Origin of the sequence: Gimesia sp., assembly GCF_048262075.1 — a bacterium.
Classification (GTDB): domain Bacteria; phylum Planctomycetota; class Planctomycetia; order Planctomycetales; family Planctomycetaceae; genus Gimesia.
In genome coordinates, this window is sequence record NZ_JBLXFK010000001.1 from 93,434 (window position 1) to 110,011 (window position 16,578).

14 protein-coding genes are annotated in these 16,578 nt (G+C 48.3%); 10 read left to right on the forward strand and 4 right to left on the reverse strand.

All coding sequences use genetic code 11. The features are described 5' to 3' along the window. Positions 1-33 precede the first annotated feature (33 nt). The gene (locus tag ACN0YH_RS00375; RefSeq protein ID WP_417377572.1) at positions 34-498 is read left to right on the forward strand and encodes a hypothetical protein; all 465 of its coding nucleotides are present in this window, start codon (positions 34-36) and stop codon (positions 496-498) included. 117 nt (positions 499-615) lie between these two features. Here ACN0YH_RS00375 and ACN0YH_RS00380 read toward each other — a convergent pair whose 3' ends face one another. Beyond that, a complete protein-coding gene (locus ACN0YH_RS00380; RefSeq protein ID WP_417377573.1) occupies positions 616-2,583 on the reverse strand; it encodes a sodium:solute symporter family protein in 1,968 nt (655 codons plus the stop codon). Between the two features lie 172 nt (positions 2,584-2,755). Here ACN0YH_RS00380 and murD point away from each other — a divergent pair, with 172 nt between their 5' ends. Continuing rightward, complete coding sequence (gene murD / locus ACN0YH_RS00385) at positions 2,756-4,180, forward strand: UDP-N-acetylmuramoyl-L-alanine--D-glutamate ligase (protein WP_417377574.1); 1,425 nt, start codon at positions 2,756-2,758, stop codon at positions 4,178-4,180. On the opposite strand, the gene epmB is transcribed toward murD, so the two are convergent. Continuing rightward, complete coding sequence (epmB, locus tag ACN0YH_RS00390; protein ID WP_417377575.1) at positions 4,177-5,184, reverse strand: EF-P beta-lysylation protein EpmB; 1,008 nt, start codon at positions 5,182-5,184, stop codon at positions 4,177-4,179. The two genes, murD and epmB, sit on opposite strands and share 4 nt — an antisense overlap. A 192-nt stretch (positions 5,185-5,376) precedes the next feature. Here epmB and efp point away from each other — a divergent pair, with 192 nt between their 5' ends. From efp to miaB, 3 genes are all read left to right on the forward strand, one after another. Then, the gene (gene efp, locus ACN0YH_RS00395; RefSeq protein ID WP_417377576.1) at positions 5,377-5,949 is read left to right on the forward strand and encodes an elongation factor P; all 573 of its coding nucleotides are present in this window, start codon (positions 5,377-5,379) and stop codon (positions 5,947-5,949) included. A 270-nt stretch (positions 5,950-6,219) separates the two neighbouring features. Continuing rightward, a complete protein-coding gene (locus tag ACN0YH_RS00400) occupies positions 6,220-6,438 on the forward strand; it encodes a hypothetical protein (protein WP_417377577.1) in 219 nt (72 codons plus the stop codon). Between the two features lie 90 nt (positions 6,439-6,528). Then, positions 6,529-8,061, forward strand: coding sequence for a tRNA (N6-isopentenyl adenosine(37)-C2)-methylthiotransferase MiaB (gene miaB / locus ACN0YH_RS00405; RefSeq protein ID WP_417377578.1), 1,533 nt, complete (start codon positions 6,529-6,531; stop codon positions 8,059-8,061). A 12-nt stretch (positions 8,062-8,073) separates the two neighbouring features. Here miaB and ACN0YH_RS00410 read toward each other — a convergent pair whose 3' ends face one another. Next, positions 8,074-8,973, reverse strand: a complete 900-nt coding sequence (locus ACN0YH_RS00410; RefSeq protein WP_417377579.1) for a TIGR01777 family oxidoreductase — start codon at positions 8,971-8,973, stop codon at positions 8,074-8,076. A gap of 117 nt (positions 8,974-9,090) precedes the next feature. On the opposite strand from ACN0YH_RS00410, the gene ACN0YH_RS00415 reads away from it, so the two are divergent. Together ACN0YH_RS00415 and ACN0YH_RS00420 are read left to right on the forward strand one after the other, a co-directional pair. After that, a complete protein-coding gene (locus ACN0YH_RS00415; protein ID WP_417377580.1) occupies positions 9,091-9,783 on the forward strand; it encodes a phospholipase D-like domain-containing protein in 693 nt (230 codons plus the stop codon). Positions 9,784-9,845: 62 nt separating this feature from the next. Then, positions 9,846-11,231, forward strand: a complete 1,386-nt coding sequence (locus ACN0YH_RS00420; protein WP_417377581.1) for a sulfatase — start codon at positions 9,846-9,848, stop codon at positions 11,229-11,231. Positions 11,232-11,248: 17 nt separating this feature from the next. Here ACN0YH_RS00420 and ACN0YH_RS00425 read toward each other — a convergent pair whose 3' ends face one another. Beyond that, positions 11,249-11,770, reverse strand: coding sequence for a hypothetical protein (locus ACN0YH_RS00425; RefSeq protein ID WP_417377582.1), 522 nt, complete (start codon positions 11,768-11,770; stop codon positions 11,249-11,251). 332 nt (positions 11,771-12,102) lie between these two features. Between ACN0YH_RS00425 and ACN0YH_RS00430 the strand changes: the two genes are divergently transcribed. The 3 genes from ACN0YH_RS00430 to ACN0YH_RS00440 all read left to right on the forward strand — a co-directional run bounded on the left by ACN0YH_RS00430 (position 12,103) and on the right by ACN0YH_RS00440 (position 16,574). Further along, complete coding sequence (locus tag ACN0YH_RS00430; RefSeq protein ID WP_417377583.1) at positions 12,103-12,642, forward strand: peptide chain release factor family protein; 540 nt, start codon at positions 12,103-12,105, stop codon at positions 12,640-12,642. Between the two features lie 231 nt (positions 12,643-12,873). Continuing rightward, complete coding sequence (locus ACN0YH_RS00435) at positions 12,874-14,223, forward strand: DUF58 domain-containing protein (RefSeq protein ID WP_417377584.1); 1,350 nt, start codon at positions 12,874-12,876, stop codon at positions 14,221-14,223. Between the two features lie 32 nt (positions 14,224-14,255). Further along, the gene (locus ACN0YH_RS00440) at positions 14,256-16,574 is read left to right on the forward strand and encodes a transglutaminase TgpA family protein (protein ID WP_417377585.1); all 2,319 of its coding nucleotides are present in this window, start codon (positions 14,256-14,258) and stop codon (positions 16,572-16,574) included. Positions 16,575-16,578 lie beyond the last annotated feature (4 nt).

Here is a 16,578-nt window from a genome sequence, read left to right on the forward strand (position 1 = left end):
AGTTCACCAAGGTAGCAAAAGGAGTATTCAGAGATGAACAAGATTGTTTGTTACACGTTAGGCATGATTGCCTTGACCGTTTCAACAGCGCAAGCTCAGGGTCCTGCATTTAATCTGGGACAAGCATTAGTACTGAATCAGACGACTGCATTACCGCCGTCAGTTGGTCCTGTTCCGATGCCTGAGTTGGCACCCCAGCCGTATGAACACCATGTTGCTTCACAAGAGATTCCCGTATTTGACTGTGTCAAATACAAGCGTTCTCGCAACATTGCTCCCTGTTCAAATCCAAAACTTGTATTGATTGTTGATCCTTGTGCACCTAAACACAGCTGTTGCGAACCAGGATGTGTGGCTGTGGAAATATGTGCTCCCACCTGTGCCTGCGAATGCGTTCGCTGTACTAAAGATGGACGACGCAAGATTTTTGATTACGGGAAATACAGCGTGGTTGTCGAATCACGCCGTGGAAAAGTCACTGTGACTTACCGCAGCTAAACTAAAGAGTAGTAGCTTCATCACAATATTTAACAGCCGAAAACCATTTTGTTTTCGGCTGTTTTTTTATTCATTAGTGATTGTTCCCGACTTGATTTAAGACGATCTGCATGCGGTTCAGGCAACTTTAGCCAGGAATTGGGTCAGGAAAATGATCGCCGCAACCGCAACCCATGCCAGAGCAAACCCTGCCAGGTCCTGAAAAGTGGGGCGTGGGATCTCAATGTCCTTCGAATTCGGAAACATCTTTCTACCCATCGGTTCCGGCTCTGCTGGCAGCGTACAGGGAGAGTCAATTACTTCATTCAGTTTTACAGGCGTATGCATCAGCTTGAAGAAATGGTCCAGCTTTTCCTGTGATTGCCGAGGCGTAAGGAAGCTAACGATAATCCCGCTGAGAATCGCCAGACTCATGAAGCAGAACATCTGCCAGACATCTTTCATTTCCGTTGCCGATTTGAACATGCTCTCAGGCAATAGCCCCGAGCTATATAATGTATCCGCGTGAAACGCGACAAAGGTCCAGACCACGATTCCTGTAATCGTCGAGACCCAGACGGAAATCACATTCCAGCGACGCCAGATAATGCCTAACCAGAGACTGATGCCGATACAGGCCGGCGTTTTTACGATGATTTTCAAGGCATCGATAATGTCGGTAAATGTCGTCTGCAGAATCAGTGCCAGGATCACAATGACCAGCCCCGCCACGCGCCCGACCCAAAGGTAGTGTCGCTGTGACTTGTTTTTGGCGATACACTTTCGATAGATATTTTCCGTGAATAAACCACTGGATATAATCATCTGGGCATCACTGGTACTCATGACAGCTGCCAGCAGGGATGCCAGCAGCAGCCCGATCAGTCCGGGGGCAATGCGAGGGAGAATATCATGGGCTGCCATCCCGAACAGCTTGTCTGCAAAATTCTTATCTGTCGTCTCAACTTTTGCTTTTTCCTCGTCAGAAAGCTGATCGTATTCAGGGCTGGCTCGTAGCATGAGAGACTGGTAAACCGCCTGGTCTGCCGGGTCTGGTGAAGTTTTCAGCGGACTGTTATCCCCCATGTACCAGACAATGCAGGCCAGTCCGGTAAACGTCCAGGCGACCGTACAGAATCGTTTCAGGAAATTACCGACGGTGAAGCCAAAGCGGCCTTCGTATTCGGTCTTCCCTGCTCCACAGACACCCATGATGTGTGGCTGAATTACAATTCCCGCGAGCGCAGTGATAGACAGCATGCAGACGTAAAACGGGGTAATCGGTTCCCCCATGGTGGCAGCCAGTTCGGGGCTGACCGTCAGATCCAGCATCCCCTTCTTGAGGTCAGACTGCTGATGGAGCATGCCAAAACCGCCGATCTCGAAAAACACGAACGGCAGCAGCAGGAATGAAAATACGATCGTCAAAATTCCCTGGATAAAGTCGGTGATAATAGCGGCTCCCAGTCCGCCCGCCATACCGTAAATTACAAACATGACTGTCACGGCCAGAATTGCAAATTCATAACCCTGCAGTCGGCGTTCTGTGATGTGAAATGTTTTTTCAGTGGTGTCCCATTCTGCTGCTGGAACCATGATATTGGCTTCTACAGATAGCCGGTCCAATTCATTTCCGGTTAATGCATCGACCATCTTTCCCGTGCCAAACAGACCGCCGGCGATAAACGTAATCGAAATGGCAATCCCGTAAAACGAATACATGACTGCCGTCGGACCGTTGAAACGGGTCTCAAAGAAATCCGCCGTCGTCAGGGCACGCATGCGGCGCATAAGTGGCGCGACAATCCAGTAAAACGGAGTGGCCCACAACCAGAGAAACTGCCACCAGATGCCCGCCAGTCCAGCTCGCCACGTACCAGCGACGACGCTGATGGCCTGTTCGCTGCTCGTTCCCGATCCAAAGGCAAAGAACATCATGAAGACCTTGCCGAATCGGCGGCCTCCCATGAAGAAGTCTGCCATGTCTTTGACTTTTCTGACAGACCAGAGACCAATGGCGAGAATGACAACAAAGTACAGAGCCAGTATGATCCAGTCGGCCGTATGTAGTCCCAACCAGGTATTCTTTTCGGCTTCAAGCAACATTGGCTGACCCTCAATGAGAAGAGTGAGTTCGTAAATTTTGTTTCGAAATCAGACTACCGCGGATTCACAAAATATGCAAACCTACTGATGTCTTAGCAGGGTCCAGCGATCCCACGCTTGTTTTTTCAGCATAGATCTTTCAGAGCAGAGCAAAAGAGCATAAACACGTTCCATGAGAATTTTACCCTATTTCATTCAGAATGAGGACCTGGTCGGGAAGCATGTGGCTGTGCTCGGTCTCGGGAAATTTGGTGGTGGCGTGGCAACCGTTCGGTTTCTGGTCGAGAGAGGGGCGCGGGTTACAGTCATAGATGCCAAACCAGCTCAGGCCTTGCAGGCTTCCCTGCAAGAGTTGAAAGACTGTTCCGACGTGACCTTCCAACTGGGAGACCAGTCTCCAGGATTACCTGACACAGATTTGCTGGTCGTTAACCCGGCGATTCCCCCTGGTCATGCCCTGTTAAGGGAAGCCGCTCGGCAACAGATTCCGGTCACCAGTGAGATTGAGCTGTTCTGGCAGCTAAATCCGGGACGCGTCATCGGTGTCACGGGGAGCAATGGAAAATCGACGACGACAGCCATGATTCACTGCATCTTGAAAGCAGCTGGGAAGCGCTGCTGGCTGGGAGGCAATATAGGCATCAGCCTGTTACCTGTACTGGAGCAGGTTCAATCCGAAGACTGGGTCGTGTTGGAGTTGAGTAGTTTTCAACTGGACGCTCTCAATCGTATCCATGTCAGCCCAAAAATCGCAGTGGTTACCAATTTCAGCCCCAATCATCTGGACTGGCATCAGACCCTGGCGCATTACCGTCAAGCCAAACAGACAATCCTGCGCTGGCAGACGGGATCGGATGTGGCAGTCCTGAACCAGGATGATCCCGAATTACATACCTGGCATACTCGTGGAAACATTCTCGATTTTGGTACACATGCTGAACTTGACCCTGATCTGGTTGTCGACCAGGAGCAATTTCTGTTCAAAGAAAAAATGGTCTCACTTACCCCCAGGTTAAAAGTTCCAGGTGCTCACAATCGAACGAATGCAGCAGCCGCAATGCTGGCATGTCGGGTAGCGGGCATTGCTCATCATGATTTGAAACGGGGGCTCGAGTCGTTCACGGGATTACCGCATCGCCTGGAATTTATCGGTGAATATCAGCAGAGAAAGTTTTACAATGATTCCCTGGCGACGACCCCGGAATCAGCCATCTGTGCTCTGAAAGCTTTTCAGGATGATCCACTCATTTTGCTGGCAGGTGGCTCAAATAAACAGGTGGATCTCACGGAATTTGTGGCTCAACTTCAGTCCCAGACCAAGGCCACTGCGCTGATGGGACAAACCGGGAAACTGATGCATGATTCACTGCAGGTACAGCGGGGTTCGGATCAGAATAAGAAATACGCCTTGATTTCTCAGCCTCAGGCTACTTTTGAAGCTGCGTTTGACTGGGCCTTTCAACAATCGGCACCAGGGGATGTGATTTTGCTTTCACCCGGTTGTGCCAGCTACGACTGGTTTTCCAGTTTCGTCGAGCGTGGTGAGCGCTTTATTGCGCTGTTCCGGCGTCTTTCTACGCATGATGAATCAGACTAACCCAGGAGCGATGTTTTATGAGGTTCCCCGGAAATCTCCCGGACATACTGGGGCACCGCGTAGCCTGGCAAACGGGTGCGGAGTACTTCAATCAGCTTCCGCCCCTGGTCTTCTGGAACCTCGAAATGGGCAGTACCGGTTACGCGATCCAGCTGATGCAGGTAATAGGGAATCACACCCAGATTGACCAATTTTTCGGATAATTCAATCAAAGTCTCAGCGGTGTTATTAATCCCTTTCAATAATACGGACTGATTCAGAACCGGGATGCCAGCCTGCAGCAACTGTTTGATGGCAAGTTCTACATCAGCGGCAATCTCATGGGGGTGATTCACGTGAATCACCATCCAGGGCATCGTGCCCTGCTCTGAAAGACGTTGTAACATTTCCAGCAAGCCAGCATGAATTCGATCGGGCAATACAACGGGGAGACGGCTATGGATTCGGAGTCGCTTCACATGGGGAATCGCAGCGATCCGTTCACAGAGCTCATTCAGGCGGAGATCGGTGAGTAAAAGTGGGTCCCCACCGCTCAAAATGATTTCCTGAACCGTTGAATCAGCCTGTAGAGACTGCCAGACCGGTTCCCATTCTGCCAGCGTGCGGGGTTCTTCTCCGTAAGGATAATGTCTGCGGAAACAATAGCGGCAGTTAATCGCACAAGCTCCACTGACCATCAATAATGCCCTGCCATGGTATTTCTGCAGGATTCCGGGTGTGGAGCGAACGTTCAAATCTCCGACTGCATCTGATTCAAACCCCGGGACATCAACATTTTCCTGCTCCACAGGCAGGATTTGTTTCAGGAGCGGGTCGTTGGGATTACCAGGCTCGATCCGATTGAGATAACTGACCGGGACTATAACAGGGAACATACGGGCACTGTTGCGAGCTGGTTCCAGCAGTTCTTGCGGCAAATTCAGTCGTGAAAGTAGTTCCCGCGGATCACGGATCGCCTGGGAAAGTGATTTTTGCCAGGTTGTTTCGGAAAGCGATGTTGCCATTATAAAATTCGTAATCCAGTATGTGATCTCAGGGTTTCAGAGAGAAGCGGTGAATGATCAGGCAGAAGAAATTGAACGACATTTCGGCTGCTCTCCGTTTGCAACGGTTCGAAGATATGTTATTCTCTCGCCCTTGGAAACAAAACTCAAATGACCTTTTCCCAACACTTTTATTGTCAGAGAAATTAAGCGATGCCACAAATCAGTACAGGCGATTTTCGCAAGGGTGTCAAAGTGATCGTCGACGGTGATCCTTATGAAATGATTGAAGTCAACTTTGTCAAACCGGGCAAAGGCCAGGCCCTTTACCGTACGAAACTGCGGAATCTGCTCAAAGGCACGATCCTTGACCGTACCTATAAAAGTGGTGGCGAAAGCCTGGAACAGGCCGATATCCGTAAAGGAGACGGGCAGTATCTTTATAAGGATGCAACCGGCCTGCACTTTATGGATAATGAATCCTACGAACAATATACAATTGATGAGTCGGTTTGTGGAAATGCAGCTGATTATCTGCTGGATGGTGCCATCTGCAATCTGCTGTTCTGGAATGATCAGTTAATCGGTATGGACCCTCCTCAGCAGGTCGTGGTGGAAGTCACTTATACAGAACCCGCTGCCAAAGGGAATACAGCCACCAATGTGACTAAACCAGCCACGATTGAAACGGGTGGCACGGTACAGGTTCCTGCTTTTATTAATGTCGGCGAGAAAATCAAAGTGGATACGGCAACTGGTTCGTATGTTGAGCGAATTCGCGACTGAGAAGGGGGCAGGTCGGACGCTGAATTCTGAGTTTTCTGCCTGAATTGTAACTGAAAGCCCCTGAATAGCACCTGAATGCTTAGATTTTATGATTCTTTTGCGTAGGTTTCATGAATCAGGCGAAAATGATATTGAATTATTCACTTGTGTCGCCAAAAATAGCTGAATCATCTTCGTATCAGTAACTGAGCGAAGAGTTTAAGGGAGTTACGAAGTAGAATCTCACGGTATTCGCACTGAACGCCACCATGGATCTCAAGGAGGATTGACATGGATGTCTGGAATCTGGTTTTGTATGTCGTCGCATCACTTTTGGCTTTGAAGTCGTTGGCTTCTCTGATGACGCATCACAAGAAAGTGGTTGTCCAGCAACTGGCGATTGAATATACCCAGGAAATCTCTCAATCAGGGAACCAGGCGGCCGGAAATAATCCCTCCGAGCTGCAGAGCGAACGGAACGCTACAGATCAAAAAGCTTCGGCAGCTTAACTACTGGCGTCGCTGTTTTGTACTCGCCAGTAATTTCGTTTACGGCACGAACATTGACCCATTCATTTTAAACAGTAGTAAAAGCAGTCCATGTCTCACGTTGATCAATCCATTGACTCGAATTCCGAACACACGCCGGCTGAAACTGCTGAAGGGCAGGCGGAGGTAGCGACGGATCATAACCACAAGCTCTATATTGAAACCGTTGGCTGCCAGATGAATATGCTGGACAGTGAATTGGTTGTGGCTGATCTGCGGAAACGTGGTTATGAACTGACACAGAATGTGAAAGAAGCTGAAACCATTCTGTTTAATACCTGCAGTGTCCGGGAACATGCGGAACATAAAATTTATAGTTCCTTAGGCAGACTGCGTTACGGGGCCCGGAAGAATCCCAGAAAAGTAATTGGGGTCATGGGCTGTATGGCACAAAAAGATCAGAAGCTGATTTTTCAAAAAGCGCCCCAGGTCGATTTCGTTGTCGGGACCGGCCAGCTGGCACAGGTTTCCAGCCTGATCGACAAAGCACGTGTGAATCACAGTCAGAATGTGCGCAGCCGTGAACTGGCGGTGGGACTGGGACGCAAAGATGGGAAACTCGCGGAAATCACCAACAGTTTTCAGAGTTATGATCCACTGCGCGATCCGGAGATGCGCCCTTCTCCCTATCAGGCATTCGTGCGAATCATGATTGGCTGTGACAAATTCTGCTCGTACTGTGTCGTCCCTTCGACTCGCGGTCCCGAACAGAGCCGCTCCCCCCGCGAGATTCTCTCTGAGGTCAAAGTACTCGCCGATCAGGGAGTCAAGGAAGTCACGCTACTCGGTCAGACCGTCAACAGCTATAAACACACACAGGATGGCAAACTGTTTCGACTCTCTGATTTGCTGTACTCAATTCACGATGTGGAAGGGATCAAGCGAATCAAGTTTGTCACCAGTTATCCCAAAGACATGACAACGGATTTACTGGAAGCGATCCGGGATCTGCCGAAAGCAACCCGTTATCTGCACGTTCCACTCCAGCATGGTTGTAATGATGTTCTGAAAATCATGAAACGCGGTTATACCGTAGAAGATTATCGGGAGATGATGCAGCGTGTGAACGAGATTCTCCCCGACTGCTCTGTTTCCAGTGACTTCATCGTCGGCCATCCCGGTGAAACCGAAGAATCACATCAACTCAGTCTGGAATCGATTCGCGAGTTTCGTTTTAAGAACAGTTTCATTTTCAAATACAGCGAACGTCCGGGTACCAAAGCCGCTGAACGGTTTAAAGATGAGATTCCTGATGAGGTCAAAAAACGTCGCAACAATGAAATGCTGGATGTGCAGAATCAGATCAGTGAAGAAGATAATGCGGAATTCATTGGCAAGCAGGTAGAAGTCCTGGTCGAAGGCCCCAGTAAGTCAGCTCAGAAAGCGATCGAAGAATCACTGGCAGAGCAACTGGTGGGGCGTTCCAACTGCGATCGCATTGTGGTCTTTGATGGGAACCCGCGATTAGCAGGATCCCTGGCACGTGTGGAAATCTTCGATGTGACCCCGACGACTCTGATTGGCGGAATTGTCACAAAAGAATTTCAACACAACCCCGGCTCCTCTCTGCCTATCCTGCAGTAATCTTACAGATCATCACAGCAGGCCGCGAAATGCATCTTCCAGTTTAGGATAAGTGAATTCATAACCTGCTGTCTGAAGTTTCTGTGGAGTGACGCGTGCACTACACAACATTAATTCCTGCCCCATTTCCCCAAAGATCGTTTTAATCGCCCAGGCAGGAACCGGCAGGCATGTCGGTCGCGAGAGGACTTTTCCCAGCGTTTTGGTGAATTCCAGATTGGTCACTTCATCGGGAGCGACAAAATTCACAGGCCCGTGTATTTCGGAATGCTGCAGGCAGAACAGAATCGCATTCACGACATCGGGCAAAGCGATCCAGCTCCAGTACTGTGAGCCGCTTCCCAACTTTCCTCCTACACCAAATTTGAATGGCGTCAGCATTTGCGCCAAAGCGCCCCCCTGCTTGTCCAGTATCATGCCAAACCGCGTATTGATAACCCGTATCCCGGCATCTCTGGCCGGCTGAGTAGCAGCTTCCCAGCCTGCACAGACATCTGCGAGGAATCCGCGGCCATGAGGACTGTTTTCATCGAGTCGTTCATCACCACGGTCACCATAGAAACCAATGGCGGAAGCGCAGATAAAGATTGAGGGGGGCTGTTCCAGTTGGGCCATGGAATTTGCCAGCAGACTGGTGGATTGGACACGACTGTTATAGATTTTCTGTTTTATCTCGGGTGACCAGCGCTTGTTCGCAATATTCACGCCACCCAGGTGGATCACCGCATCGACGCCTGCAAAGAGCCCCAAATCCAGGCTGTCACTGCTGGGGTTCCACACAACGGTCGCACCCTGCTTTTCTGAAGATTGCTTTCGAACCAGCCGTACTGTTTCATAGGTAGAATCAGAATCCAGCTTTTGGCATAAGTGAGAACCGACGAGTCCGGAGCTGCCTGAAATCAACAGTTTCATTCGAGTGTCTTTTCGATAGAGAGTATTCACGCTAGTATGAATTGAAGCAGATTGGGTACATGATCACAAGCTGCCGATTCCTTAATCCTACACAAACATTATAGGCAACGATCGGATATGGATCGCTCACAAATTCGGAATATGTTACTGCAGACGTTTGAAGATTTTCAGATGACGCGCAGCGAACGTTCCGCATTAAATCAGATTTTCTCGCATATCAGCCTCACAGAACATAATCTCTCGTTGATACGCAATGAAGCGTTTCAGATCTTTCGTGAAAAGAAGCCCACTGATATTCCCGATACACGGGCACTTTCCTGGCTGGAAGATGTGATGAAAATCCTCTCAAACGCCAATACAAAAGAATCCACTCTCAGCTCGGAAGCATTATTCAGTCCGCATGATGACTGCTCGCATCGAATCTGCAGGCTCATCTCTTCCGCCCGAAAGAAGATCGACATTTGCGTGTTTACCATTACAGATGATCGCGTGACAGAGGCCATTCTGGATGCTCACACACGACAGGTTCAAGTCAGAATCGTTACCGATAATGATAAATCGTTTGATCGAGGCTCTGACATTGAACGACTGGAAAGATCAGGCATCCCCGTCAGAATCGACCAGACTGAATTTCATATGCATCATAAATTTGCCCTGTTTGATTCCGAGTTTGTTTTAACGGGCAGCTACAACTGGACGCGCAGCGCTTCTTACAACAATTCAGAAAATCTGGTGATCACCAATGATCCGCAACTGCTGATACGTTTTGAATCTGAATTTGAAAAACTATGGAATGATTTTAATGTATAATAATATCGGTCAAATTAATGATTGAATCCCTGGTTTCGCGCAATCAGAAAGTAACTCTGAAGATGAAAAAATCAAACCTGTCGAGAGCCACTTTATTTATTCTACTGATTCTGTTTTCACACTCGATTGCACGCGAAACCGGGGCGCAACAGACTCGCCCTAATGTTCTGGTGATTCTGGTGGATGATCTGGGGTATGGCGATTTAAGCAGTTATGGAGCCACCGATTTAAAATCGCCACACATTGACGGATTACTAAACCGGGGTATGAAGTTTACAAATTTCTATGCGAACTGCCCCGTCTGTTCTCCAACCCGGGCTGCGTTATTAACCGGACATTACCAGGATATGGTGGGAGTTCCGGGAGTGATTCGTACTCATCCTGAAAACAGCTGGGGTTATCTCAAGCCGTCTGCAGTCACCTTGGCGGATGTCTTTCATAAGGCGGGATACCAGACGTCAATCATAGGGAAATGGCATCTGGGACTGGAATCACCGAATACGCCCAACGAACGAGGCTTTGATCTCTTTCGTGGCTTTCTGGGAGATATGATGGACGATTATTATCTGCATCGTCGTCACAAAGTAAACTATATGCGATGGAATCAGAAAACAGTCGACCCCCAGGGGCACGCGACGGATCTGTTTACTGACTGGACCTGTGAGTATTTAAAGCAGCAGTCGAAATCTAAAAGCCCCTTCTTTCTATATCTGGCATATAATGCACCGCATACTCCCATTCAGCCTCCCCGGGACTGGTTGGATAAAGTTAAACAACGCGAAGCAGGGATTGCTCCCGACCGGGCAAAACTCGTGGCATTGATAGAGCATCTGGACTCTGGAATCGGGAAAATCGTTCAGACACTGGATGAAACGGGCTTGAGTGACAATACTCTGATTGTCTTCAGTTCTGATAACGGAGGGCAATTGAGTGTGGGCGCCAATAACGGAGCATTGCGTGATGGCAAGCAAAGTATGTACGAAGGCGGATTAAAAGTTCCCACGGGCGTGGTCTGGGAGAATCACATTACTCCGCAATCAGACACGGATTTTATGGCAATGAGTATGGACATTTTTCCCACGGTTTGTGAAGCAAGTGGCATTCCAGTTCCGGCAGGGTTAGATGCCGTCAGCTTTCTGCCCACCCTGCAGGGGAAACAGCAGAAGCCATTACGCGAGCACTGGTTTTTCCGAAGACGCGAAGGGGGAAATCGCTATGGAGGAAAAACGATCGAAGCGGTGCGCAGTGGGCGCTGGAAGCTATTGCAGAACAGTCCCTTTGAACCGCTGGAACTGTATGACCTGCAGGCCGATCCTCTGGAACAGAACAATCTGGCGAAGAGTAATCGTCAAAAATTCAATCAGCTCTCAGTATTATTAAGAGCAGAGATTCAGCGGTATGGCAGTGTCCCCTGGCAAAAACCACTTTCGCCGTATTCCAAAGATTGAAGCCACATGCTGCACGATCATTTATAGATGACGCAGCCTTTCAGATTTGATTTCAGGTCCTCAAGCGTTTGAGCCTTTGCAGCGGTTCCATACAGAAAGATTTTGCGCAATCGTGGAAATCGGGTCAGCTTACTGATTTCTGCATCACTGACGCGTGTATAGGCTATTTCCAGCGATTTCAGTTTGGGTAAATCAGTGATTGAAGACAGACCTTTATCGGTCAGGTTCGTTCGATGCAGGTTCAGGGATTCCAGATAGGGTAAGTTTGAGAGTTTTACGAGATCAATATTTTTAAACTTAGCATTGGTCAGATCGATTTCACGAATTGCAAATTTTCCCTCGGGAATTTTGGCTGGAGTATCGATCGGAAGTTCACTATGTACCGGTATCACGGTCCCACCTAGTTTGAGTACATATTCGGTGGCTTCTTTACTGTTCGGATCGTGTGCTTTACCACAGCCTGCGACCAGTCCACAGACAGTAAACAGTACACATAGCAGCCTGAGGCTTGATTTTGATGGTCTGAAAATGGCTTGCATGCTGTGATACCTGTATCTTCAAGGGCCAGGCTTCAGAGTGAACGGCAACTGGATTCACTGTACCTGAATACAGAGAATATGTTTCCCGTATTACAATCAGACAGGCCTGAGAGTCGAAATAATATATACCTGAATACACGCTGGCGAAAACAATAGAAAGCAGCCTATAATGACAGGTCACTCGTGCATCATAATCCGTAACTGCTGATCTGTGAAGCACGCTGAAACAACTCCCGCTTTCTTTTATCAACTAAAAATTAACTGTTAAAATTGAATGGCTGCCGGAATTTTGATTCGATTGCCATGAACATGAATTCAAGTGAGTGTGACCTATGATGGCAGCAATTGACTCGGACCGAGAACTTTATGGAAAAACACATCCCGCATGTTGTAATTTGGAATTACTGTTGAAAGATTGTCAGATTGAACATGTCAGGAGGTCCGGTCCTGGTGGTCAGCATCGAAATAAAGTCGAAACGGGAGTTGTCATCAAACATATCCCCACCAATATTGTGGGAGAAGCTTCGGAACGACGACAGCAGGGAAGAAACCGGTCGATGGCCTTATTCCGCTTGCGCGTGAATCTGGCGCTAGGATATCGCATCCCGGAAATCTCTGCTTCTCCTTCATTGCTCTGGCAGCGCAGAATCATGAATGGAACTCTTAAAGTAAATTCAGAACATGATGAGTTTCCGGCACTGCTTGCCGAGGCTCTGGATACCATCACGTACTATCAATTCGATTTGAAAGCCGCCAGTGAGTTTCTGAATTGTTCTTCGTCCCAGTTAATCAAGTTTCTAAAGAAAGAACCTCGCGCATTCGCAGCAATCAATCAACGTCGGCGTGAAGCCGGTCTGCATCTGCTGAAATAAAGGCTTCAATCGATCTGGACAGGATAGACAGCATTCAAAACCTTACTGGATCTCTCTTCTTTTCAGCGTAGATCTTTCTTCGGTTGCTGCTAGAATAAATGTATCAAGAGAGTGTTCCTTCTCGTGAAATAATCAGCCTTTCAGGATATTCTGCAGTATTGACCATACATGATAAATAACCTGCTTGAGTTTTGGCACAAAAGAAGAGAATGGCGTCCCTGGCTGATCTTAATGCTTGTGGGAATCTTCATCTTTACTTATACCTTTCAGTTCCCGCTGACTCTGAAAGAAATACACCACAATCTCCCTCTGATCCTGAGGTTCGCCAGCGCGGGATTAGTCTTGTGGGGCCTGTCGAACATATTGCTGGTCATTTTCCCTGATTTAGAACGATTTCAGGTAAAACGGATCGGGCGAAATCGAGTTTCACTCCCCCGCGATGGTGTTGTCTATCTATTAATGATGACCGTGCTATTTATCGGATCGGTTTTGTCTCGTGAAAATATGCTGATGCTGGTCTTCGCCATGATGACCGGGCCTTTTGTGTTGAATGGCTGGATTACCTACAGCATGCTCAAGAACATCCAGTTGAAACGGATTATTCCTCAACGGGTAATGGTGGGAGAGACTTTCACGGCAGAAATTCTGATGGAGAATCATAAACGGGTCATCGCCGCCTACCTGATGGAGGTCAACGACACGTTTAAGAATAACAATGAAGACCTGGAAGCCTCGGTCGTATTTCGCCGCGTCGGGCCTCGGCAGCAACTCTCTGCGCATTATTATGTGAAACTGATGCATCGGGGGATTTATCAGTTCGGACCACTTCACGTTTCGACTCGTTATCCACTGGGGCTGGTCAAACGAGGGGCTATCTTTCACGAACAAAATGAAATCATAGTACACCCACAGATTGGACGTTTAAGTTCAAACTGGGCAGAGGACTTTTTTTCGATCGCAGAGATGGCTCAACAGAATCGCAGCCGTCGTGGTGTATTTGATGACGAATTCAATCATATTCGCGAATATCGTACCGGAGACAGTCAACGGGCGATCCACTGGCGCAGTTCGGCCCGACAGGGAGAATTAATGGTTCAGGAATATCATCAGAACCGGAACTATGACCTGGTAATTGGTCTGGACCTGTGGCTGCCAGGCGTTCCTGAGCAGCAACAGCGGGAACGTGTAGAGTGGGCCGTTTCTTTTGTCGGAACGCTGTGTCGAGAACACCTCAAGAACAGTCGAGATACAAAATTAACACTCGTTTCGCAGGCAGCAACCCTGGAAGTGTTAGAAGTTGGGATCGGTTCACAGGGGCTTGAGTATCTGCTGGATTTTCTGGCAACTCTGGATGCTGGAAAAGGCTCTGCGTTAGGAGAGTTTGCAAAAACTGTCTCCGAGACAGCCTCACCACGCACACGCACAGTACTTGTGACGACCCGGGATGAAAACGGTTCTTCCAATCGTTTCAGCTTCAGTTCGCTGCTGGGCTCCCGGGGAAAAGAGATCCCTGGTTCCTGTAAAACGATTGAGGCCGATCCCGAAATTCTCAGTCGCTGGCTGGTACTGGAAAATAACTGACGGAAACTACTTTATAAACGAGAGCGTGACTGGTGAAATTAACCCTCACTTTTCAGATCAGTATCTACCTGCTTATAGCGCTATCAAGCACTATGTTCATGATGGCGGAGGGGGGAGTCTTTCCGCAACTGGTGACGATTCCTCTCGGGCTCATCACGCTGTTTTTTACGGACCGCTGGGATAAATTCAGTCTCAGCCCACTCTGGGCAAATATTCTGGGGCTGCTGGCATTTTTAATGGTCTGTGCTGAGTTTTCTTCCAATATTGAAGGTCGGTTGCTCTCTGGAGCGCATTTCCTGGTTTATCTGACCTGGATTATTCTTCTGCAGAAAAAAGGGGATACTCAGTACTGGTGGTTGTGCGCGCTCGGTTTTCTGCAAATTGCAGTGGGCGCCGTACTGACTGAATCAGGTTACTATGGTTTCTTGCTGGTGATTTATCTGTTCCTGTCAATCTGGACGCTTTCCGTCTTCTCACTGCATCGAACACGTAATTCCTTCCTGCAGCATGATTCGAGTTCCCCTTTTCCAAAGCCCTCAACTGTCACACACGATCCCCAGAAGACTCCATTCAATCAAAAAAGTTACGTTCGTGGTGGCATTCAGTCTGATCTCTCCAGGCAATGGCTGTCCGTAGAATTTATGGGTGCCTGTTTTGGTTACTTTCTCAGTGCTCTGCTGATTTCGATGTGCTTCTTTTTGTTAATTCCACGCTTATGGGCGAATCGATCACTATTCGACAATGAATCCCTGGCTGCTAGTGACAAACCGCTGGTTGGGTTTGCAGAAAAAGTTCAGCTGGGAGAAATGGGAGAAATTCTGGAAAGTTCCGAACGCGTTCTGCAACTTTCCATTTTCGATAACGAAACCGATGAGCCCGTGCCGGTCTCAGATTTTATAGCGCAGTTTGGTTTAGACGAGCCATTGTTTCGAGGAGCGGTACTTTCGAGTTACAAAAACGGGAGCTGGACTAAAATACGGCGACGATCACGTTGGCGGCTCTATAACTCGAAAGAACTTGACATCAAGCAGCTTTACCGACAGGAATTAGTGCTGGATTCAATCGGAACCGAGGTTCTGTTTATTATGCAACCCTTTGTCGGGATGGATATGTTGAGCAAAACTGAAAACAGTTTAAACCTGGAGACACTGGAAATTCGGCAGACACAACCGCCTGAGGATGACGGTGAAACCAGGTACAATGTCTTTACTGCGAAAGAACAGCCTGAAAATATCGTAATGGATCAGTTAGATAATGAAGCACTTTATCTTGAATTACCCGAGCAGGATCTGAAACAACTGATTGCATTTACGAAGAAACTAATCGCAGATCACCCGGAATTGAAGACCGATCTTGAAAAAGCCAGGTATCTCGAATCTTATCTTCGTGATTCCGGGGAGTTCAGTTACACGTTGAATATGTCAATTCAGGACCCTGAAATTGACCCGGTTGAGGATTTTCTCTTTAACCGAAAATCGGGGCATTGTGAATATTACGCATCTACTTTGGCTTTAATGTTACGGGCCATAGGGATTCCGACTCGCGTGATCAGTGGTTTTAAAGGGGGCGAGCAGAAGTATTTGTCCAATCAGTTTGAAGTACAGCAGCGATACGCCCATTCCTGGGTTGAAGCTTTTCTGGATGATCGCTGGCAGACGCTGGATGCGACACCCAGTCTGCAGCGCGCAGAAAGCGTTGCCGAGAATGCGGCATCACTGGGCAGCTGGAAAGGGATCTCTAATACGCTTTCGCAATTCTGGTCCGATTATGTCATTGGTGTCTCATTTCAACGCCAGAAATCAGCCTTCTACGATCCGATGCTGAGAGCCGGGAAACGATTAGGAAATCGACTCTATGACTTTCGTGAAACAGTCGTTGGCTTGGTCAGGTCGATTAAAGCCTTTCTTTCATCCCCGCGACGCTGGTTCAGTTGGGAGGGGGGCGCTGCCGTTTTTATCATTGCGGGATTGTTCTTTGGACTAAAATGGCTGTTTGGTGTAGCTTTCAGGCTGATCAGAAAGCTGCTACAGCGTCAGGGAGAACAGTCGCGACAACTACGGGCCGGGAATGTGGCATTCTACGAAAGGTTTCAGGCTTTACTGGCTAACCGTGGTCTCGTGCGTAATCCTGTTGAAACGCAGAAAGAATTTACAAATCATGTCAAAAGCGATTTGAGAGCCGAACTGTCCCAGGCACATCTGGATGAGACTCCCGATCTGTTCACACAATTGTTTTACCAGGTTCGCTATGGCGATCACCCGCTGAATCCGCAGCAGTCAGAGGAACTGCAGCAGAAGCTGGCAGAACTGGAGTCGGCTTTGACCAGGACAGAGCAGACAGAAAATCAGTAAAGGT